The following is a 22,469-nucleotide window of genomic DNA, read 5'->3' as shown; positions in this document are numbered from 1 at the left end:
GGATCTCCTCCTGGCTAACTAAAAATTTCGTTTAATAACGAAAAAGATAGTTGATAAAACGAAATGAATAGTTATATTTGTTTTGTCAATACAATCATGGTACAAATTTTTTGAAGGCAGAATTATGATTTCTAAACGATTAACGAAACGCGAAGAGGATGTGATGAAGATATTGTGGGAGGCAGGTAAAGGCTTTGTAAAGGATTTGCTTAAGCAGCACCCCGAGCCCAAGCCGCATTATAATACTTTTAGCACCATTATTCGCGGCCTGGAAGAAAAAGGGTATGTGGCCCATAATTCTTATGGGAATTCACACGAATACTATCCGGCGGTTAGCAAGGAAATGTACCGTAAAATGTTCATTAAAAATGTAGTGTCTGATTATTTCGAATCCTCTTATAAAAATGTGGTATCTTTTTTTGTGAACGAGGATAAATTGAATGTGGAGGATTTAAAAGAGTTAATTGATTTAATTGAAAAGAAAAAACAGGAGTAATGGACACTTTTCTCGAACTGCAACTTAAGTCTGGTGGTATCATTGCGATTTCGGTAGTGATTTATCTGCTGTTTATGGCACGCGATAGCTTTTTTGTGCGCAATAGAGTATGGCTGTTAATAACCCTCTTTGTACCGTGGTTGTTGCCATTACTGGCCATGCCTGTTTGGCTGAAGGCACTGTTGTTTCGTCCCGATGCTGTGGCTGAGCCAATTGTACTTACGCTGGACGTGCCGGCTACTGAAGGAGTAGCAATCCCTGATGTTCCATCACTTAGTTGGATGCATTGGTTACTTGGTCTTTACGTTGTGGTAAGTTTAGTGTTGTTGCTGCGTTTGGTATGGGGCTATTATAGCATCAATCGTTTAAAACGAAAGGCCCGAATAGCTTCCTATAAAGGCTATCAGCTTGTGTTGATGGACGATGAGACTGTTAATCCTTTTTCATTTTTCAAAACCATTTTTATGCCCGCCCATTTGGAGAGAAATAAGTATGGGCAAATGATTTTGGAGCATGAGCGCACACATTGTGCGCAATTGCACTCAATTGATATATCGCTGGCGGAGTGGCTGTTGATTGTGCAATGGTGGAATCCGTTTGTTTGGTGGCTGCGTAAACTCATAGCCCAAAACCATGAATATTGTGTTGACAACGCAATGGTGCAGCAAACAAATGAACCACAGGCCTATCAATATTCGCTGCTCAATCTGTTAAAGAGCGACCGACGATTACAATTGGTAAATAACTTTAATCAAAGTTTAACTAAAAAACGAATTGTCATGATGAATAAGAAAAATACCAGCCTGATAGTTGGATGGATCAAGAACCTGCTTTTGGTTCCGCTGTTGGGCATGGCTTTACTGGCATTTACGAACCCTGATAAAACCGCAGTGAATGCATTTAATTCAACTGAAATTGGTGATACACAGGATTTGCGAAATGCCATAGCAAAGAGCATTAAGTATCCTTTGGAAGCGCGAGATGAAGGTATTGAAGCGACCGTAACTGCGAATTTCGATGTTGATAAAAAAGGTAAAGTTATTAATGTAAGGATTGGGAGTGACCCGGATGCCGTTCAGTTGGATAAGGTGGTAGTGATGGCCTATGCCGGTGAGGCCGGTCAAGAAAAACAAGGCAGTAGTGCCTTGGAAGCTGCGAAAAATGCTTTGGAAAAAGAAGTGGTTAGGGTTGTGGAAAAACTGCCTGTGATAGAAGATAAAGCACTTGTTGGTAAAACTCTGCAGATGGATTTTGAGTTTAAACTGCAAAAATCAGCCAGTGAAATGGGAAGAAGTCTGGCTAATGGATGGGAGGGGCGCACAACAAAGGTGGTGAACTCCAAGGGTGAAGAGTTTTCGTTAGTGGTAGCGGATGGCCGCATACATCTAAAGGGACCAAAAAATAACCAGCCAGCTTTAGTGCTGGATGGCAAAGAAGTGACCGTGAGTGAATTAACAACATTGAATATCAGTGAAGTAAAAGCCATTGGACATTCGCCAGCAGGCAACCCGCTTAAGTTTCTTTCGACAACACCCGAAAATGGTGCTTTTATCATTCACACCGAAGCTTTTTTGTTGGATAAACTCAAAAATGGAAGGGCCTTTGCTCCTGAAAAACCTTCGCTAGTGATGGTGGATGGACAAGAATACTCTGGTGAAATAAATGATATTTCTCCGGATGATATTTTAAATATGAATGTATTGAAAGGTGATGCTGCTGCCAAAAAGTATGGTGAAAAGGCTAAAGGGGGAGTGATTGAAATCACAACTAAAGGCAACGCAGATGCTGTGCAGCTCTTTAAATCATCAGATAAGGTACAGATTAGCGCAATGAACGTGAAGGTGACAGCTGATAATGGCGAAACTCCATTGTTTGTTGTCGATGGCAAAAAGCAGGAAAGGAGTGAGGTTGATGAACAAGATATAGAGTTTGTTTCGGTACTTAAAGGGCAGGAAGCCATTGAACAATACGGTGAGGATGGAAAAAACGGTGTGGTTATTATCAACACTAAAAAGGGCGAAGTAACCCATGGTAACGCCACTCTGGTTGCCGAAACGATAGAAATTTCATCGAATAAAGCCGATGCAGTGAGTTTTGAGGGCGACGCAGAACACCGACCATATGTACTTTATGATGGGGAAGTTTACGAAGGTGAAATAAAGGCTTTGGATGCATCCAAAATTGAATCTATCAATGTTTTAAAGGGCGACGCAGCGACCCAAAAATTTGGCGATAAAGGCAAGAATGGGGTCATCATCATCCAATCCAAAAAATAAACGTGAAGTTAGAAACTGCCAGGCGTATTGAACCTGGCAGCTTTTTTTTATTCTTCTTCTACCTGAATGCTTTTTTCATCGTATGACCAGGCTCGGAAGTAACCTAATACTTCAGTTCCCATATTGGATGAAGGATTAAAAGGAGTTGTGGCTCCCTGGTAATCAATTATCTCATCGAGTTGGGAGTAGTAATCATAGGTACCTTCGTCAATCGAGTAGGCGCGGACGGTCACAACATCATCTTTAGTAAACAAAAAGTGCATGGGAGAAAACTGAATGGTGTCATCTTTTGAAAAGAACTCGTGCGACCACACGCTGTATGTTTCTTCCTTATCCTTATCGTTCAGGTAGTATTTGATTAAAAAATAGTTGTCTTCCTGCGGGTTGTTTTTTAGCACAATGTCCAGAGTGTATTCATCCGACCCGTGTGAACTGCCAAAGCGATCGAATTTGGAATAGTCCAGACGAATAATTTCCGTAGGTGTCATCAGTTTGCTCCGACCAATATAGGTATCGTCACCAACACTCACCGATAGTTCATATTCAACGCCCACTCTGCCCGTTAGGCGCTGTCCAGCATATACCCCATTATCCAACTGCTGAAGGGTTTCGATATTGCCAAGTTGGTCGCTGATAGTTACAATGGCATTGGTTTCGTACACCGGTTTTTCATCCGAAAAGTAGCTGCTGGTATAGCTGATTGTAACAGTGGCAGGCTGATTTTGGAGGATAGATGCATCAATGGCCAGTTGTGGAGACGAATCGTTCAGGTCAATTTCAATAACTTCCTCACAGGAATACAACAGGGTGCTTGAAATTATGAGCACGTAAATTTGACCGAGTATGGGTTTGATAATATCGCGTTTCATAGTCTTAGTATTAAAATTTAAAATTCCAGGTTACTGAAGGTACGATGCCAAATAGGCTGACCTTCACGGCCTCGGTGACCTTGGGGTTGTTTTCATTCTCCCGGAAATTAATCATATAGGCATTCATGCGATTGTACACATTGTAAAGCGAAAAATCCCAGCTGGAGCGTATGCGGCGTTTTCCTTTCCCTTCGAGGTGAAGATTGATGTCCAAACGGTGGTAGTCGGGCATTCGGTAGCCATTGCGTTCGGTGTAATAGGGCACTTGGTTGCCATCAAATTCATATTTGCCGCTGGGAAATGTAACCGCATTACCGGTATAGAAAATCCAGTTGGCCGAAAGTGACAGGCGGCTAGAGAGCTGATAGCTGGAAACGACGGATACATCGTGTGTTTTATCGTACGATGAGTTATACCATTGGCCCTGATTAATGCCCTCAATTTTATTCTCTGTTTTAGAGGCCGTATAGCTTATCCAACCTGTAAACTGACCATACTTCTTTTTAATGTATAGTTCCAGTCCATAGCTGCGTCCCTCTCCCTGAAGGACATAGGATTCGATGTCTTCGTTCAGCATAATCTGGGTACCATCTTTAAAATCGCTGATGTTAGACATGGATTTGTAGTAGGATTCAATTGAAAACTCAAAGGTGTTATCCCTGAAATTTCGGAACAGGCCCAATGAATATTGATTGACGCTGGTGGGTGCTATGTTGAAGGTACTTGGTGTCCAGAAATCATTAGGCTGGCCAGAGGTACTGTTCGACATTAAATGTAGGTATTGAAGCATCCGGTTATACGACGCTTTCAGCGAGCTTTGAGGGTTGAGACGATAGGTCATGCCCAGCCTTGGCTCCAAACCATAATAGCTCTTCATCAGCTTTCCTTTCCCAAAAACTTCTTTATCCACAATGTTGTTGTCATCATCGTAGGTAATGTTTTCACCTTTGCCCAACTGGTTAAACATTGAGGCTCTGAGTCCGTAATCGAGAATGATGTTTTGGCCTATTTTATGCTCGTTACTTAAGTAGATTGATGATTCAAGCGCCTGCTTTTCGGCCACTTTAATGTCGGATATCGTTTGGTCTTCAAAAGAAAACTTGCCTGGATAAAAAGTGTGGTAGGTAGCGTTAAACCCGTATTTAAGCGTATTGTTCGGATTGTAATACCAGGTGAAATCCTGTTTGATACTAATATCTTCTATGCCTGATTGCATATCTCCGTTATCACCAAACTTAAAGCCATATTTGTACTTGCTGTACAGGGCTGTCGTGTTGGCAAATAATTTTGAGCTAAAAAGGTGGTTCCAGCGTATGGTCGCTGTTGTATTGCCCCAATTAATGCCCATGTCATCAAAGCCAAAATCGTCTCTGCCAAAATAGCCGGAGGCAAACAGGCGGTTGTTATCATTAATTTTGTAGTTTAACTTGGCATTGAGGTCGTAAAAATACATTTTGGTGCCACTCTCAATTTGTCCGGCGGCTTTGGCCATCAGATCGGCATAGCTGCGTCGGCCGGAGAGGATGAAGGACATTCGGTCTTTAATAACTGGCCCTTCAAGGGTGAGGCGCGAAGCCAGCAGCCCAATGCCTCCCGACCCTTGGACTTGTTTCATATTCCCATCCTTCATGGTAATATCCAAAACAGAGGCGGCGCGACCTCCGTAATTTGCTGGGATTCCGCTTTTATAAACGGTCATGCCTTTTATCGCATCGGCATTAAAAACGGAGAAGAAACCCATGAGGTGCGAAGCGCTATACACAGGTGCTTCGTCCAGCAGGATAAGGTTTTGATCGATGGAGCCGCCCCTCACACTAAAGCCGTTCCCACCTTCAGACACAGTGCTGATACCCGGTAACAGTTGAATGGTTTTAAGCACATCTCTTTCGCCAAAAAGGACGGGGAGCTTATCGATCGTTTTCATGTCCAGCTTTTCGCCGGCCATTTGTGTTGAGGTAATGTTCTTGTCTTTTTTTTCAGCTTTTACCACCACTTCGCTTAAAGCAGTTTCGTTGGTTTGTAATTCTATTTTGATGGTTTGGTTGGCCTCCAGGTTGAGCGACCTGTCTTGGGTTGAGTAGCCAACAAAGCTGTATTTAATGGTATGTTGTCCGCTTGGTAAGGTCAGCGAATAAAAGCCATAGGTATTAGTCATGGTGCCGGTTTGTTTATCAGCTGTATAAATGGTGACTCCAATAAGAGCTTCTCCTGTTTGAGAGTCGGTTACAGTGCCGCTGATGGTGTAATTATTTTGTGCTGTGGCTAGCAGAACACATAGCCAATAAACAGCTGTTATTGGGCCTATACGTTTTAAAAGATTCATTGATAAGATTTAGGTTAAATTGTATTGTGTTTATTTAAACTTGCTTTCTAAAGGCAAGGTGTAAAGTATTGCTTGAAACGGTGTACAACATTTCACTTGTGCCAAATATCACCATTTTTGATTCATAATGGATTGAATGGCCGGTTCATTAATAAAAAAACAGGGATGAACCTGTTGAGCCGATGATGTAGTTGGTGCTGTATTTAAAGCTCAGCCCATATTCTGGCCAGAGAGAATCCCGGGGCATCAATTTTTAAATCCAGAAAATAGCCAAAAGGAGTTTGTGCCACATCATAGTCAGCGTTCTCCAAACGGGTTTGGGCTTCATCAAATAGCTGTTTTGTAAAATCAACCGATGCTTTTGAGTCGGATAGATGGGCAAAAGAGTGAAGAACCACTTTATTGGTGTTGTTTTTTCGTGCTGCCCATTTCAGGTGATTAACCAGTTTCTTTTCACGGCTTCTAAGGCCTTTTTCTTCATCATCTTGCTCTATTTGTATGCAGGCCAGTAAACAATTGCTGAATGATTTTGGCCCTCCGGGATCGGGAGCATCTTCCAGATTCTTTTCTGCGGGATGGTACCCAAATTCTTTGGTGTAAAAAATTAGTACTTTCATGATTTGTTAGTAGTTATGAGCTCAAAAATAGGAAAAAGTTCAGTGTTGTCCCATTTTGATGTATTATCATTACGTTAAGTTTTATTAAGCCTCAATCATTAACTGTCCATCCTGTCAGGTAATCGCTAATGACAAAGCTACACCGCTTCTTTTATGTGATAAATTAAAGGCTTTGTTAGAGCAAACATGGTTTGTCAAGTAGTATTTTATCTCAATAAAATCACATACATTATTGTTAATAAAAAACGAATGATAATAATTGTTATTGAAAAATGCTAGTGTAACACACCTTATTAACCACTTAAAATATATAATTTTAAAACAACTTTAACTATTAACGATAAATTATGAGCTATAGGAAATTACTCCTCTTGCCATTGGTCACATTTTTCATGCTGGCCTGTAAACGCGAAAAGGCGCCCGATTACCCGACTGTGGTTATTGCACCTGTTGAAAAAGATAATGTTAAACTCTTTGGCGAATATGTTGGCCATATAAGGGCTTATCGTTATGTGGAAGTACGTGCAAGAGTAGAAGGTTATCTGAATCAGATGATGTTTGAGGAAGGAAAGCGAGTGGAGCAGGGAGAGGTTTTGTTCTTAATTGATCCAGCTCAGTACAAGGCACGTATGGATAAGGCTGAAGCTCAGCTAAAGCGTGATATCGCTTCATTTAATAAGGCAAAGCGTGATTTGGAAAGACTCAAGCCCCTATACGAACAAAATGCTGCCAGCCGTCTTGATTTGGATAATGCAATAGCTGCCTACGAAAGTGCCGAAGCCAATGTGGCAATGAGCAAAGCCGATTTGGCACAATATAAGTTACAATACGATTTTACTACTGTTCGAGCACCGTTACATGGCATTATTAGCGAACGATACGTTGATATAGGGACATTGGTTGGGCCGGGTAACAACTCCCTTCTGGCGACGGTCGTTCAGAGCGATACGGTTTGGGTTGATTTCAAAATGACCGCACTCGATTATCTTCGCAGCCGTGAACGAAATGTTAACATAGGACAAACAGATAGCACCCGCTCGTGGCAGCCAACGGTAAGTGTTACTTTGGCCGACAATAGTGACTATCCTTTGGAAGGAATAGTTGATTTTGCTGATCCTCAAGTGGATCCTAAAACAGGTACTTTTGGCGTGCGGGCTGTCCTGGCTAATCCTAAGCAAGTGCTTTTGCCTGGGCAGTTCACTAAGGTCAATTTTCTACTGGATGTTCTTGAAGGTGCAGTTGTGGTGCCTCGCAAATCACTCATTATTGAAAAGGGAGGTAGTTTTGTGTATGTAATGAGGCGCGATAGTGTGGCTGAGAAGCGCTTTGTTGAAACGGGGCCTGAGATTGAAAATAGCGTTGTCATAGAGCGTGGTCTGGGCGATAATGAGAATATAATTATTGAAGGTCAGCATAAGGTCAATCCTGGGGTTAAAGTTAATCCGGTTGCACCTTCAGCGGTTGATAGTACTAATGCGGATAAGATTAAGGCATGATGAAATCAGGATTTTTTATTGAACGACCAGTCTTTTCTTCCGTTATTTCAATTTTTATTGTTTTGTTGGGTCTTATTGGCTTAATGTTTCTGCCAATCGATCAATACCCAAAGATTACACCACCCGTTGTTAAAATCAGTGGCTCATATCCGGGGGCAAGTGCAATTACAGTATCTCAGGCTGTATCTACGCCTATTGAGCAAGAGCTTAACGGAACGCCGGGGATGATTTATATGGAGTCCAGTAGTTCTAATTCGGGCAGTGTTTCCATTAATGTAACATTTGATGTTGGTGTTGACCCAGACCTGGCCGCTGTGGAGATTCAAAATCGGGTTAAGCTCGCAGAGTCGAGGTTGCCAGCCGAGGTGGTTCAAAATGGCTTAAAGGTTGAAAAACAATCCTCCAGCCAGTTGATGACGCTCTGCTTGGTGTCGGACGAACCAAAGTTTGACGAGATTTACCTCAGTAATTTTGCAACTATTAATGTGCTGGATGTATTACGGCGAATACCTGGTGTAGGGCGTGTATCTAACCGCGGAAGCCGCTATTATGGTATGCGTATTTGGGTAATGCCCGACAGGTTGGCTAGCTTTGGGTTAACTGTAAAAGATTTACAGAATGCCTTGAAGGATCAAAACCGCGAATCGGCAGCGGGTGAGCTGGGGTTGCAGCCCATGGATGGCATCGATGTAAGTATGCCTATTTCTACGAAAGGTCGGTTAGAGACAGCTGCAGAATTTGAACAGATTGTAGTTAAAGCCAACAGTGATGGGACGATGATCAGGATGCGTGATGTGGCCAGAGTGTCGCTGGAGTCTTCATCTTATTCACAGGAGAGCGCAATTAATGGCGGGAATGCTGCTATGTTGGCAATTTACCTGCTGCCAGGTGCTAATGCAGTTGAAGTAGCTGAGAACGTGCGTGCAACCATGGATGAAATCAGCCGAAACTTTCCAGAAGGTTTAGACTACCTCATTCCATTTGATATGACGGATTATATTACCCAGTCGATTAAAGAAGTATATGTCACCTTGTTTCAGGCGTTGCTGCTTGTAGTCATTGTTGTGTTTCTATCACTTCAGAATTGGCGGGCAACAGTCATTCCCGTAGTTGCTGTCCCAATTTCTCTAATTGGTACTTTTGGGTTTATGATGGCTATGGGTTTTTCGCTTAACATGCTTACACTACTGGGACTTATTTTGGCTATAGGGATTGTTGTGGATGATGCGATTGTTGTAGTGGAAAATGTTGAGCGCATCATGGAAGAAGAAAAGATTGGTGCACGAGAAGCGACTCATAAAGCCATGAAAGATCTTTCTGGAGCGCTTATTGCGACATCGATGGTGTTGGCGGCAGTATTTATTCCAGTAAGCTTTTTAAGCGGTATTACCGGGGAATTATATCGTCAGTTTTCGGTAACCATTGTTGTTTCAGTGCTAATTTCAACTGTGGTGGCCTTAACTTTGAGTCCGGCCATGTGTGCCATCACTTTAAAACCTGGAGGTGCCAAAAAGAATATTGTTTTCAGAACAATAAACCGTTGGCTTGATTCAACAAACAGTAAATATCAGCAAATTCTCAGTAAAGCCATTGGCAATTCTAAGCGGATGCTAGTTGGTTTCGCAATGGCCCTTGTATTTATTTTTGTGTTGGCTAAAATGATACCAACATCCTTCATCCCCGAAGAGGATCAAGGGTTCTTTACGGTGGAGATAGAATTGAATGAAGGAGCCACGCTTGAACGGACGCGCGTGATAACTGGTATAGTATCAGACTATTTTCAAAAACAGGAGGCTGTAGAATTTGTTCAGAGTATTTCAGGAACAAGTCCACGTGTGGGGACTAACCAATCACGAGCCGAACTGATAGTCACTCTTAAGTCTTGGGATGAGCGAGAGGATGATGATTTAAGTTTACAGAGTGTCATCGATAAGGCCCAAAAAGATCTTCATGATATTCCAGAGGCTCGTTTCTTCTTTAATAAACCGCCCGTAATCCCAGGTTTGGGCACTTCCGGAGGATTTGAGTTGCAGCTGCAAGCTAAAGCGGATGCCACTTGGGAAAACTTGGTTGATGCCACGGATACCCTATTGTATTATGCTGAACAACGCAAAGAGCTTAATAATATCTCATCGGCTTTACAGGCCGATATCCCGCAGCTTTATTTTGATGTTAATCGCGATAGGGTAAAACTATTGGGCATACCGCTTTCCGATGTCTTTTCCACTATGAAAGCATTCTTGGGATCGGTTTATGTGAATGATTTCAATATGTTTAACCGTATCTACAAAGTGTATATTCAAGCGGAAGCTCCATATCGAGCTAATAAAAATACGCTTGGTTTATTCTTTGTTAAAGGAGATAATGGCGCCATGGTGCCGCTTACAGCCATAGGCAATACTTCCTATACAACAGGGCCTGGTAATATTAAGCGTTTTAACATGTTTTCATCGGCTGTAGTAAGAGGTACACCGGCAAGTGGATACAGCTCGGGGCAGGCCATGGAGGTAATTGAGACAATCGTACGTGAGAAATTACCTGATAACATTGGCATAGACTGGAGTGGTTTATCATACCAAGAGAAACAAGCTGGTGGACAAACCGGGATTATCATGGCGCTGGTGTTTTTATTTGTTTTTCTGTTTCTGGCAGCGCAATACGAAAGCTGGCTCGTACCGATAGCAGTTCTGTTATCCTTGCCAATTGCCGCTTTGGGTGCTTTTGGAGGTATTTGGGTAACTGGGTTGGAAAATGATATCTATTTTCAGATCGGATTGGTGACTTTGATAGGTTTGGCTGCAAAAAATGCCATTTTGATTGTTGAGTTTGCCAAGGTTGAGGTGGATAAAGGTATGGATGTGGTGCAAGCTGCCCTGTTAGCTGGAAAGTTGAGATTCAGGCCGATTGTGATGACCTCACTTGCATTTGTTTTAGGCATGTTGCCTATGGTACTTGCTACCGGGCCAGGCTCTGCTGGGCGGCATTCCATCGGGACAGGAGTGTTTTTTGGCATGTTAGCAGCTATTACGTTTGGTATCGTGTTAGTGCCATTCTTTTTTGTTGTGACTTATAAAGTGAAAGAATTATTTGCTCAGAAATTTAATCAAGCAAGGGGTAATGAAGAATAATAGACTGTTTTACACTATGCATCAGAAGGTAGTTATTACGTTGCTAATTGGGCTAATAGCACTAGCTTCTTCATGTAAGGTGGGGAAGAAGTATGTGAAACCCGAACTGAATCTGCCGGATAAGTTGGAGGTGATGAGTATTGACTCTACTACTATTGATGATTTGCAGTGGTGGGAATTATATACCGATACTGTGTTACAGGATTTGGTCTATGAGGCACTCGAAAATAATAAAGATGTATTAATTGCCAGTGCAAGATTAAAGCAATATATGGCGGCCAAGCGGATTGCTTCGGCTGATTTATTTCCTCATCTGGGAGCTGATTTTAATTCTGAACGTGAGATGGAAAACTATGGAGGCGATAATCAGAGTGCTACAACTGAATTGGAGTTAAGTACATCGTTAACCTGGGAGATTGATTTGTGGGGTAATATTCGGTGGGGCCGAGAAGCGGCTATTGCAGAATACCTCGCCACAAAAGAAGCGAAGCGGGCATTACAATTGTCTATTGTTGCAGAAGTTGCTCAAACATATTTCACATTGATTGCGCTCTACGATGAGCTGGAAATTGTCCAACAAACCTTACAGGCTCGGCAGGAAGGTGTTCGCCTGGCTGATTTACGTTTTCATGGTGGATTAACTTCCGAAACATCTGTTCAGCAAGCAGAGGTAGAACTTGCTAAAACAATGACCTTAGTGCCCGTGCTAGAAAGAAAGATACGTATCCACAAAAATAGCCTGGCACTACTGTTGGGCGCTTATAAAAGTGAGTGGGTAAAAGGCAAAGGGCTTGATGAACAGTTTGTGCCTGATGCACTGCCGGCAGGCTTGCCTTCAGAATTACTGGTGCGTCGGCCGGATGTTAAGGCTGCAGAACAAAGTGTAGTGGCTGCCAACGCAATGGTAGGAGTAGCAACATCTAATCGTTTTCCAAGCCTTTCTCTTACCGGACGATTTGGCCTTGAAAATGATGAGCTAGGCGATTTTCTTAAGTCGCCATATTGGTTTGTTGCTGGTGATGTACTGGCACCAATATTTCAGGCTGGTAAACTTAAAGCTCGACAAAAAGCCACCGAGGCAATGCTTGAGCAGGAGGTGTATACCTATCAACGAGCTGTTTTGAAGGCGTTTCAGGAAGCTAATACGGCAATTATGACGTTTCGAAAGGCCAAAGAGGTTTACAATGCACAATCGAATCTCGAAGCGGCTACTCGTAAGTATCAGAGATTGGCTGAGTTGCAGTATCTGAATGGAGTTATTAGTTATTTAGATCTGTTAGATGCTCAGCGAAGTTTGTTTGATGCAGAAATTAAGCGTAACAATGCCAAGCGAGATGAGCTGCTCTCCATGGTATATCTGTATAAAGCTTTAGGTGGGGGATGGACTTTGTAATTATTTGTTTGAATAGTTTTAACGATGATTTATTTCTATTGATGTATAGGTAAGTTTATATCTGATTTGGAAATTTGTTTCTAAAAATGTGCAAAACTGAAAGGCACTTTAGCGCACTTATGTGCTTTTCCTTAAGTGGTATCATCGTTGTGAGTCAAAATAATATCAGTGGATGAATAGCTTTGCCAGGCGCTTAAGATTTTCTTTCAAACTTGAAAGTGACTGATTTTCATCCGATATTGAAGACAGAATAAAATAACAGCTATGCCAAAAAAGATTTCAACAGCACAGGTGAAAGATTTATTGTACGATGAGAACGTAATGCTTATCGACACCAGGCCGGTGGATGCCTATAATGGCTGGACATTGCAAAATGAAGCGCGAGGCGGGCATATTCCCGGCGCCAGGTCTTTGCCCTTTAAATGGAGTTTATATATTGATTGGATCGAGATAGTGCGACACAAGGGGATTGCTCCTCATCACACAATAGTGGTGTATGGCTATCAGCTCAAACATATTCAGGATGTGGCTGAGCTCTTTGAAAAAGCCGGGTATGAGGAGGTGTTTACTTACTCCTTTTTTATCGAAGAATGGGTCAATAGTTCATTGCCTCTGCATGTGCTTGAAAGGTTTGATAAGCTAGTGCATCCGGAATGGGTCAATCGGCTATTGAAGGCGGAGGAACCAATGCTGCACATTGGCAAGAAAGTAGTAATTATTCATGCCCATTATCGCAATCGTAATGCCTATCTCAGTGGGCATATTCCTGGAGCTGTTGATATGGATACATGTGCGCTGGAGTCTACGGAGACCTGGAATCGCCGTTCTCCCCAAGAGTTGAAAGTGGCATTGCAGCAGCATGGCATCACCAGCGATACACTGGTTGTGCTTTATGGAAAATTCCAGCACCCCGATAATGCAGATGCCTTTCCCGGAAGTGCTGCCGGCCAACTTGGAGCAATGCGCTGTGCCGCTATTATGCTCTATGCCGGGGTTAAAGATGTAAGGGTGTTGAATGGCGGTTTCCAGAGCTGGAAAGAGGCCGGCTATGAAATAAGCAAGCGAGACGAGCCCAAGCAGCCTGTCCTCGACTTTGGAGTCGATATTCCAGCTCTACCTCATTTATTCGTTGATATGGATGAGGCCAGGCGTATGCTGGCATCAAGCAATGCCGAGCTGGTATCGGTGCGCTCGTGGGCCGAATATCTTGGGGAGGTGAGTGGCTATAATTACATAGAGAAAAAGGGACGAATTCCCGGATCAGTGTTTGGTAATTGTGGTACTGATGCCTACCACATGGAAAATTACAGAAATCCGGACCATACAATCAGAGAAGCCCAGGAAATTGAAGAGCTTTGGCGGCAGGCTAATATTACACCTAATAAACACCTGGCTTTTTATTGTGGAACTGGTTGGCGGGGGAGTGAAGCTTTTTTCAATGCCTGGCTGATGGGGTGGCCAAATGTTTCTATCTACGACGGAGGTTGGTTTGAGTGGAGCCAGCATTCGAATAACCCTATAGAAAAGGGAGAGCCGATATTAGATAATGCTTAGTTCAGAGGTATATTGTGCGTGGTCCGGTATAATTGGGTTTCCATAGTGTGTTAAATATCAAAAGCCTCTTGCTTATAAAAAGTAAGAGGCTTTTTTGGTGACTCAGCAGGGATTCGAACCCTGGACCCACGCCTTAAAAGGGCGTTGCTCTACCAGCTGAGCTACTGAGTCATCATATACCGAATTTCTCGGTTTTCATAAAAAAGACCTCTCGTTTAGAGGTCTGAAAGTGGTGACTCAGCAGGGATTCGAACCCTGGACCCACGCCTTAAAAGGGCGTTGCTCTACCAGCTGAGCTACTGAGTCATCATATACCGAATTCTTCGGTTTTCATAAAAAAGACCTCTCGTTTAGAGGTCTGAAGGTGGTGACTCAGCAGGGATTCGAACCCTGGACCCACGCCTTAAAAGGGCGTTGCTCTACCAGCTGAGCTACTGAGTCATCCTTGTTTTTCTCAATTGCGGTGCAAAGATAGGTGCTTTTCTTTTTATTGCAAATTTTGATTGCAAAAAAAGTTGGAAAAAATACATTAAAAGGGTGATGTAGGTGGCGGAATGCAGAGCTTGTTGATTGGTTTTCAGTTGGTGTAAAAGATGCTTAACTTTATTGAATATTTTTGAAAAAAAAGATGAGAAGGAAAGCAGCAGTAGCAGGTAGTTTTTATCCGGGAGAACAAAGTCATCTTCAAAAGCAGGTTGAAGAGTTGATGCTCGATGCGACATCGGAAAAGGTATATGATGAAGTTCGTGCGCTAATTGTACCTCATGCCGGGTATGTTTACTCAGGAAGTGTGGCAGCTGCTGCCTACCATCAGGTGGCAGGTAACCGCTATGATAGCATATTTCTGTTGGGAACGAGTCATAAGCTAGGCTTTAAGGGCGCAGCAGTTCCCAGTTATTCTGCTTTTGAAACCCCATTGGGGAGTATGCAGGTGAACAGAACCATTGTAGATAGCTTAGCGGAAGAGCCATCGTTTTTTATCAGTGATGAAGTGCACGAGGATGAGCATACTCTGGAAGTTCAGTTGCCTTTTATTCAGAATCAGGTAGGTTGTTCCAATGGAATTGTTCCAATTATTGTGGGCACTAAAGCTGAGGGATTAAAAAGCATTGCTCAAGCACTGAAGCCTTTTTTTAATGCTTCCAATCTATTTATCGTGAGTACAGATTTTTCACATTATCCGCCTGCTCAACTGGCCGAACAAGAGGATAAGCGCACCGCTGATATCATCTGCTTAAATGATTATGAGCTGTTACTTCGTTATTTAACATTGCAAAAGCAAAAAAGGCTGCCTCAGCTGTTAACAGGCTTGTGTGGGGGCACTGCAGTATTAACTATGCTCGCAACCGGACAAGGACATGTATTGGAGTTTCATCAGCTACTGTATCAACATTCGGGAATGAAGCTTTATAAGGATGAAAAAAAGGTAGTAGGTTATCAGGCCATAGCGGTGTGCGAAAAAGCGCAACAAGGCGAATTAAGCTCCAAAGGTCAGGCATTGCTGCTAATTGAGGCACATCAGGCTATTGAAAATTATTTGGCGGGTAAGGTTAAAAGGTTAGAGCAATCGCCAGATGTTGAGTTAGTTGGTTCGGGTGTGTTTGTGTCGGTTTATGTTGAAGGGCAACTGCGGGGTTGCGTTGGGCAGTTTACTGGCGATGCGCCTCTTACGACCTTAGTCAAAGAACAGGCGGTCAACGCAGCGTTTTTTGATTCTCGATTTCCTGCTGTGCAGTCCGAAGAGTTGGATGGTCTCAAGGTCGAAATATCAATATTAACCCCAATGCGACAAATTGCTGAGGTGAGCGAAATTAATATGGGACAACATGGGATATACATAAAAAAAGGCAGCCAGCATGGTACTTTTTTGCCACAGGTAGGAGCGCGAAATGATTGGAGTGTGGAAGAGTATTTGGGGCATTGTTCGCGCGATAAAGCAGGTATTGGTTGGGATGGCTGGCGAGACGCCGAGGTTTATGTTTATGAAGCAATAATTATATCAGATAAAGATGATTAACAGAAGGCAGTTTATTCAAACCAGTTCCTGGGTAGCTGGTGGACTTGTATTATCCCCATTTTTGAGTGGATGCGGAGCCGGTGAGTTGGCCTTCGGATGGGTCACCGACATCCATTATGCTCAGGCCCCCGTTAAATGGGACCGTTATTTTTCTGAGAGCAGGGAGAAGCTTGCCGAAGCGATGCTTTTGTATAACGATGGTCAAATGGATTTTGTGATTGAAACGGGAGATTTTAAAGATGAAGAGCCCATACCAATTAAGGAAAATACCTTGCAGTATCTTAGGGATATTGAAGCGGTTTTTAAACACTTTACGGGGCCGCGTTATCATGTGCTGGGCAATCATGATGTAGATAGTATTTCTAAAACCGAATTTCAAAGTGTGATTCGAAATACTGGCATTTCGCCTGATAAAACTTACTATTCGTTTGTGCAGAAGAATTGGCGCTTTATTGTGTTAGATGCCTGTTTCAGAGCCGATGGAGTGCCTTATGATACCAATAATTTCAAATGGTATGACACTTCCATCCCAGAGGAACAGTTGCAGTGGCTTGAAATGGAGCTTGCTCGCAGTAAAGAACCGGTTTGCGTCTTTGTTCATCAGCCATTGGATGGTGAGGGAAAACTGTTTGTTAACAATGCGGAGCAGGTGAGACAGGTGTTAGAAGGTTCTGGTAAGGTGACAGCTGTTTTTCAGGGGCATCGCCACGAGGGAGATTATAAGGTGATTAATGGGATTCACTACATTACCCAAAAGGCTATGGTCGATTTTTCGGGCATGACCAATAGCAGTTATTCAGTGGTGCGTTTATCCCCAGAGGGACTGGTAACAATACAAGGCTACCGAAGAGCCGCTTCCAGAATTTTAGAAAGGGGCACGGCGGCAGAGTGGGTTAAAACTGTTTAAAACGGATTAAGATAGTACAGCTATGCACGAAGCACTTTATTACCGGGTAAAAGATGATGTGGTTATCTGTGAATTGTGTCCCCATATGTGCCGTTTGAACGATGGTGATGTCGGGCGCTGTCAAACTCGTGTGAACAGTGACGGAAAGCTTTATAGTCTGGCATATGCCAATCTATGTGCTGTCCACGTCGACCCTGTTGAAAAGAAACCTTTGTATCATTTTTTACCGGCTTCCCAAACACTCTCCATCGCCACATCGGGTTGTAATTTAAAGTGCCTCAATTGCCAAAACTCCAGTATTTCTCAAATCGCCCCAAAGCGATCAGAGGAGCACCGCCTGATGCCTGATGAGTTAGTTCATATGGCGCTTCAGCAGGGGTGTACTTCCATTTCTTATACGTATACAGACCCGACTGTTTATTATGAATACATGTTGGAGACTGCGCAATTGGCGCATAAACAGGGGCTTAAAAATATTATGGTGTCGGCCGGTTACATCAATCCGGCACCTCTTTCGGAGCTGATAGGGTTCATAGATGCAGTTAATATCGATCTTAAATGCTTCGATAATGAAGTATATAAGGAGCTGTGTGGCATCACGCTTAAACCCGTTCTGAATACTCTAATAGCCTTGAAAAAGGCAGGTGTCTGGCTGGAAATTACAAACCTGGTCGTGCCCGAATATAGCGATGATATGCAGATGATTGATCGGATGTTAGACTGGTTAATCGCCAATGGCTTTGAAGATGTACCCATCCATTTTAACAGGTTTCTTCCTGCCTATCGACTGATGCATGTACCTGCTACATCACCAGAGCTATTGCAAAATATAGCTGAGTTGGCTCGAGTTAAAGGGATGCGTTACGTGTATGTAGGTAATATTGGCACTAATGCCTATCGGCATACGTATTGTTTTAGTTGCGGTCAGGTGCTGATAAAGCGAATAGGCTATCAGGTGGAAAAACATAAATTCTCTGAAGGCAGATGTGCTGTTTGCGGGAGTTTCCTGCCAGGTTTTTGGCTTAAGTAGCGGTTTTCCAGTGTTATATCATATTTTTAAAAAGGGCAAGCTTCACGAGCCGGTGAAGGATTCTGAAAATTATAAAGCAGCTGTTGCTTATTGTAAGAGATTTTTTTGTTGCTAATTGCTTAAGGATTCATTGATGTTTGATAAGCATTATATAAATATGAAAGTATTTTAATTCGTTCAATTTATGATTGAAAGTTGAGCCTTAATTTCTTTCTATGGAGCTTGATAGGAGTGCTGTTTGTGCGATTAAAAGCTTATTTTTGTGCTTCTCAACATTTAACCATGCAAGGATTTTTAAAACCAAATAGAAAAGTTAGTTACGGATTAGATCTTAACCGGGTATCAATTGGACAAGAAATAATAAGTCATTTTAATGTTACGGTTGACGAGTCCGTTCATAGTTTGTGGAGTGGCCTGATGCCCACGTCTTCATATCCGGAGAATAGTAGGGAGTTCGCCAGTATACTTGGGTTTCACGAAATGTTTTTACCCTATGGTTTCTTGCTCAACCTCACCCTCAGTCTTGGAGTAGAAAGTTTTGCGCATTCGAGCCTGCTTCACCTGGAAGTGCGTAAGGCCCTTTACCTGAATCCAGCCTTTGCCGGAGATACGTTTTCGTGCGCCATCCTTATTAAGGAAATCAAGGATACCTCAAACGGCAACTATTCTACGATTGTTTCAGAGCATGTATTATCTAATCAAAAAGGAGAGCCAGTTTTTTCTTTGGAGCGGGTAACCTTATTTCCTAAAATTAACAATGCTGAAAAACAGAAGACAGATTTTATTGAGCCGTTAAAAAATCACCATTTCAAGGAAAAGATTTTGGCGCGGGTGCGTGGCATTGCCATTGAGAACAAGATCAACGATTTTCGCGAAGGCGATTTGCTATTACACCCATTTGTTAGGCCGGTAGGTAAGAGCGAGAACTTATTTTGGGCGACTTATTTTAAGAATTCACACCCGATCCACTTTAATTACCAGCGTTATAAACCAGGTGAAATCATTATTTCCGGGGGAATTGTGTTATCAATGGTGTTAGGTATTTCAGGTAGGGAATTCAGGCAATTGCTATTGCCACAGGTAGATAGAGCCTTTCATGTTGTGCCGGTTGTAGCTGAAGATCGGTTAGGGGCATTTAGCTATGTGAAGAGTAGTGAGCAAATTATGCCAGGGTTTGAGGAGTTGGATGTACGAACCTTTGGCTTGCGTAATGTCGATACTGAATTGGAACTGTCAGATGCCGATTTTCCGGTTGAGCTGTTCAATGGCTTAGACCGTCCTGCTGATGTAGAGCGTGTGCTCGAAGAAAAGTGCCCCGCTCTGAAAGGGAAAATATGTTGTGTGGCCGACTGGAAAGCCCTCCGAAAAGCGGAGTAAACGTCTCATCTCTATAAAAATATAAGTTTAGCTGCTTTGATCCTAAGAGCAGCTATTTTTTTGCAAAAAAGTCAGTTAGAACTTCCGCATTACCTGTTGCTCAATGAAACCAGGCGGGCATGTTGAAAAGGTAAGTTAGAGGGTGAAAAGTAATGGATTAAGGTACCTGCTCGCGTAAAGATTCAATTATTCTCGATTAGAATATGGTTTCTCTAGCTTAATTTTCTAACCAAATTTTGACATTAACGGTGCAGTGGAATTATGCGTTCAAATCTTTTTTTTTCTGTAGTTGGTCTTATAAAGTACGCTGACAATAGTATTTAAATTATACATTACGATAAGTAATGGATTCTCCGAAATGTGTGCTTTGAAAAATTTGTTCCATACCGTTTCTATGTTGTTTGTCTAGAGGTGGCTCTTTTTGGCATTTAATTTAGTATTTCGTTTGTCACCAAATTCCGAACAATCATCAAAGTAATACTGTTATTAGTAATTTTTCGCGTTACTTTTATTAGGACATTGCGTACCACATTACAATAGTAGGAGGGAATCATGAATGTTAAAACCATTCATAAAGAAATGTAAAAAATCACTTATCAGGATTAGCGAAATGAATAGTATTTATGTGAAGTTAGTATTGATTGTAGTTGCGATGATAGCAACGTGCAAAGTTAATGCTGCTGATAAAGATGTAGCAGCTGATTTAACAGAGACGGGACCAAAAAGTTATGATGCGTTACACGTTATTGATAATGGACTGCCATCTGATACAGTACGTTATGTGGTGGATGGCTTCCTTTTTTGCGACAACTTAATCGTGGATGAGAACACCATTATGGTGGTTTATGGTGACTTAACAGTTGGGACAACAGATTTGAATAATGTTGATTTTATGCTACATGGTACTCTGGTTGTTACCGGAGATCTAAACGTTTTAGGTAAAAATTCATTAGAACTCAATATTATTAATACAGGAGTTTTAGTAGTTGGTGGAAGTTATGATTATGAAGGTAAAAATGGAGGCGCAGAAGAAGATAATGCTGGGCAAATTTATATGAGTGATCCAGATGACTTCACTGGTGATAGTTCAGGTGGTTTGGAAGGTGATATAGGTGATTTAATTGAAAGTGGTATTCTCCCAGACGATATTGAAGACTCGTTTATTGATAAAGTTGATGAAGAGAAATTCACAACAGTAGTTTGGACTGGAGGTAGTATTCAATGGGATGCAGAAGGTAATTGGTCTAATACTACTATTCCTACAACTGGAGAAAATGTTTTAATTGAGTCTGGTAAATCATTTTATCCGAAAATTTGTAATGACTATGCGTATTACATGTGGAATTTGGAATTGGAGACTGGAGCAGAATTGTTTATACCCGCAGGTTGTAAAGTCACCGTATTAGGTGATATTATTATTGGACCAGGGGCTACTTTGACAGTTGAAAATTCCAACACTAAGCCAACCTCCTTCATTGTTTATGGTCAAGTAAGCGGTGATATTACGTTCCGATGGACACTGGGAGCTTTAAACTATTGGTTTATCGGACATCCCATTTCCAATCCGTCGATGAGTGTATATCGCAATATTCATAACGATCCAGATAATAAATGTGTACTGTATGATTATACAAGCGCAGGAACGTTAGTTAACCGAGTGGCAGATGCAGGGTTTGAATTTTCTGCTAATGAAGAACTGCGTGGTTATCAAGTGAAAGTATTGAATGCTACAACGATAGAGCAGACTGGAATAATCAATAATAAAGCATCTTATGCCATAAATATAAACCCTAATGGGGGGTGGCAAATTATTGCCAATCCATACCCGGCTTATTATAAATTGCCCGTTGATAATGGTGATTTTGATGCGACAGAAGGAACGGTATATGTTGCAACAGGCACCAGCAATGCGGATAAGAAGTATTATGCCTTCAATACTTCATCCGGAATAGAAACCCCAATAAACCCAGCAGACAAAGTGTCAGGAGGAATTATTGCTCCGGGGCAGGCTTTTTATATCAAATCAAAAGCAGATGCTCTTGGCAGTGAAAAGATTTATATGAAAGCTCAACATCTAGTTCACGCACCAACGGTAACTTTAAAATCCTCTGGCGAGAAGAAAGAGGAGAATGTACTAAGGATTAAATTGAAAAATGAGTCGGGACTGACGGATGAGGCAGTTATCGCTTTGTTCCCGAATGGTAGTTTTGAGCAAACGCGCTTGGATTCAGAGCAGCTTTTTTATAATAAGACGGATTACTCTTATATCTTTTCTCAGGAGAATGATACAAAATCGGTAATAAAGGTATTGCCTGAACGTATTTGGGGGCATGAGCAAAAACTTGGGATTAAGGCGAAGGCCGGACGTCAGCTCCTAAGTATTAGTGGGATTGATAACCTGAAAGAGAGCTATGAGTTGGTGCTCTATGATAGGATTGCTAATGTATCAACAATAATGGATAGCGAAACAGTCTATGAATTCGACTTAAGGGAAGATGTTGAGGAAGATAGGTTTGTGTTGCAGTTTAACCAGCCACAAGATCAAATAGCCACTGATGTTGATGAGATTGAAGTGAATGGGGACGTTGATATTTTTGTGCAAACAACAAATTATTTGAATGTTGTTTGTAATTTGGAAGCAATAAATAAAATCGTGAGGGTCTACTCATTGACTGGCAGTGAGCTATTTAATCAATCTTTCACAGCTAGCCGCTTCGGAACACAACTTAATCTTCCATCCGGGGTCTATATTGTTAAAGTTACATCGGGTAGTGCGCATTTTGAAAAGAAAATAGTGGTGAAATAATATCTAATATTATTCATGTTTAAAGGCTGTCTGTTTAGGCAGCCTTTTTTTGTCTTAATAATTGATTTATTCATTGGTTAGTATTTATTATTATGTATTAATATTCTGCGTAATACAAATAAAGATTAAATAATTTGAGTTGGTTGGCAATGAATGAAACAAATGAAAGACCATACTATT

General features: G+C 41.9%; 14 protein-coding genes and 3 tRNA genes. 11 read left to right on the top strand and 6 right to left on the bottom strand.

The window, feature by feature from the left end:
- The first annotated feature begins 124 nt into the window (after positions 1-124).
- Both ACSX1H_RS14655 and ACSX1H_RS14650 read left to right on the top strand, forming a co-directional pair.
- Complete coding sequence (locus tag ACSX1H_RS14655) at positions 125-496, top strand: BlaI/MecI/CopY family transcriptional regulator (RefSeq protein ID WP_439184972.1); 372 nt, start codon at positions 125-127, stop codon at positions 494-496.
- The gene (locus ACSX1H_RS14650) at positions 496-2,772 is read left to right on the top strand and encodes a M56 family metallopeptidase (RefSeq protein WP_439184971.1); all 2,277 of its coding nucleotides are present in this window, start codon (positions 496-498) and stop codon (positions 2,770-2,772) included. Before ACSX1H_RS14655 ends, ACSX1H_RS14650 begins: the two co-directional genes overlap by 1 nt.
- Positions 2,773-2,819: 47 nt before the next feature.
- On the opposite strand, the gene ACSX1H_RS14645 is transcribed toward ACSX1H_RS14650, so the two are convergent.
- The 3 genes from ACSX1H_RS14645 to ACSX1H_RS14635 form a co-directional block, all read right to left on the bottom strand.
- Positions 2,820-3,641, bottom strand: a complete 822-nt coding sequence (locus ACSX1H_RS14645) for a DUF4249 domain-containing protein (RefSeq protein WP_439184970.1) — start codon at positions 3,639-3,641, stop codon at positions 2,820-2,822.
- A gap of 10 nt (positions 3,642-3,651) precedes the next feature.
- Complete coding sequence (locus ACSX1H_RS14640) at positions 3,652-5,964, bottom strand: TonB-dependent receptor (RefSeq protein WP_439184969.1); 2,313 nt, start codon at positions 5,962-5,964, stop codon at positions 3,652-3,654.
- A 203-nt stretch (positions 5,965-6,167) separates the two neighbouring features.
- Positions 6,168-6,581, bottom strand: a complete 414-nt coding sequence (locus ACSX1H_RS14635) for a threonyl-tRNA synthetase editing domain-containing protein (RefSeq protein ID WP_439184968.1) — start codon at positions 6,579-6,581, stop codon at positions 6,168-6,170.
- Between the two features lie 347 nt (positions 6,582-6,928).
- Here ACSX1H_RS14635 and ACSX1H_RS14630 point away from each other — a divergent pair, with 347 nt between their 5' ends.
- The 4 genes from ACSX1H_RS14630 to ACSX1H_RS14615 all read left to right on the top strand — a co-directional run bounded on the left by ACSX1H_RS14630 (position 6,929) and on the right by ACSX1H_RS14615 (position 14,152).
- Positions 6,929-8,077, top strand: coding sequence for an efflux RND transporter periplasmic adaptor subunit (locus tag ACSX1H_RS14630; protein WP_439184967.1), 1,149 nt, complete (start codon positions 6,929-6,931; stop codon positions 8,075-8,077).
- Positions 8,074-11,205, top strand: a complete 3,132-nt coding sequence (locus ACSX1H_RS14625) for an efflux RND transporter permease subunit (RefSeq protein WP_439184966.1) — start codon at positions 8,074-8,076, stop codon at positions 11,203-11,205. Before ACSX1H_RS14630 ends, ACSX1H_RS14625 begins: the two co-directional genes overlap by 4 nt.
- Positions 11,195-12,598, top strand: coding sequence for an efflux transporter outer membrane subunit (locus ACSX1H_RS14620; protein ID WP_439184965.1), 1,404 nt, complete (start codon positions 11,195-11,197; stop codon positions 12,596-12,598). The genes ACSX1H_RS14625 and ACSX1H_RS14620 overlap by 11 nt, the downstream gene beginning before the upstream one ends.
- A gap of 264 nt (positions 12,599-12,862) precedes the next feature.
- Positions 12,863-14,152 carry a rhodanese-like domain-containing protein gene (locus ACSX1H_RS14615; RefSeq protein WP_439184964.1) on the top strand — a complete coding sequence of 430 codons (1,290 nt, stop codon included), beginning with the start codon at positions 12,863-12,865 and terminating at the stop codon, positions 14,150-14,152.
- Positions 14,153-14,247: 95 nt separating this feature from the next.
- On the opposite strand, the gene ACSX1H_RS14610 is transcribed toward ACSX1H_RS14615, so the two are convergent.
- The 3 genes from ACSX1H_RS14610 to ACSX1H_RS14600 all read right to left on the bottom strand — a co-directional run bounded on the left by ACSX1H_RS14610 (position 14,248) and on the right by ACSX1H_RS14600 (position 14,593).
- Positions 14,248-14,323 (bottom strand) — tRNA-Lys (locus tag ACSX1H_RS14610).
- A 59-nt stretch (positions 14,324-14,382) separates the two neighbouring features.
- A tRNA-Lys gene (locus ACSX1H_RS14605) sits at positions 14,383-14,458 on the bottom strand.
- Between the two features lie 59 nt (positions 14,459-14,517).
- A tRNA-Lys gene (locus tag ACSX1H_RS14600) sits at positions 14,518-14,593 on the bottom strand.
- A gap of 187 nt (positions 14,594-14,780) precedes the next feature.
- On the opposite strand from ACSX1H_RS14600, the gene amrB reads away from it, so the two are divergent.
- The 5 genes from amrB to ACSX1H_RS14575 all read left to right on the top strand — a co-directional run bounded on the left by amrB (position 14,781) and on the right by ACSX1H_RS14575 (position 22,289).
- Positions 14,781-16,169 carry an AmmeMemoRadiSam system protein B gene (gene amrB, locus ACSX1H_RS14595; RefSeq protein WP_439184963.1) on the top strand — a complete coding sequence of 463 codons (1,389 nt, stop codon included), beginning with the start codon at positions 14,781-14,783 and terminating at the stop codon, positions 16,167-16,169.
- Complete coding sequence (locus ACSX1H_RS14590; protein ID WP_439184962.1) at positions 16,162-17,076, top strand: metallophosphoesterase; 915 nt, start codon at positions 16,162-16,164, stop codon at positions 17,074-17,076. Before amrB ends, ACSX1H_RS14590 begins: the two co-directional genes overlap by 8 nt.
- Positions 17,077-17,098: 22 nt before the next feature.
- Entirely contained in the window at positions 17,099-18,106 is a 1,008-nt protein-coding gene (amrS, locus tag ACSX1H_RS14585) for an AmmeMemoRadiSam system radical SAM enzyme (protein ID WP_439184961.1), read from the top strand.
- Positions 18,107-18,388: 282 nt separating this feature from the next.
- Positions 18,389-19,483: an FAS1-like dehydratase domain-containing protein gene (locus ACSX1H_RS14580; protein ID WP_439184960.1), complete on the top strand. Its 1,095-nt coding sequence runs from the start codon at positions 18,389-18,391 to the stop codon at positions 19,481-19,483.
- Between the two features lie 625 nt (positions 19,484-20,108).
- Positions 20,109-22,289 (top strand): DUF8693 domain-containing protein, encoded by a 2,181-nt coding sequence (locus tag ACSX1H_RS14575; protein WP_439184959.1) that lies wholly within the window; start codon positions 20,109-20,111, stop codon positions 22,287-22,289.
- Positions 22,290-22,469: the final 180 nt, after the last annotated feature.

It is taken from the genome of Carboxylicivirga taeanensis, assembly GCF_051851475.1.
GTDB classification, from domain to species: domain Bacteria; phylum Bacteroidota; class Bacteroidia; order Bacteroidales; family Marinilabiliaceae; genus Carboxylicivirga; species Carboxylicivirga taeanensis.
The sequence above is the reverse complement of the archived record's forward strand: the minus strand, read 5'-3'. Positions and strand labels throughout refer to the sequence as shown.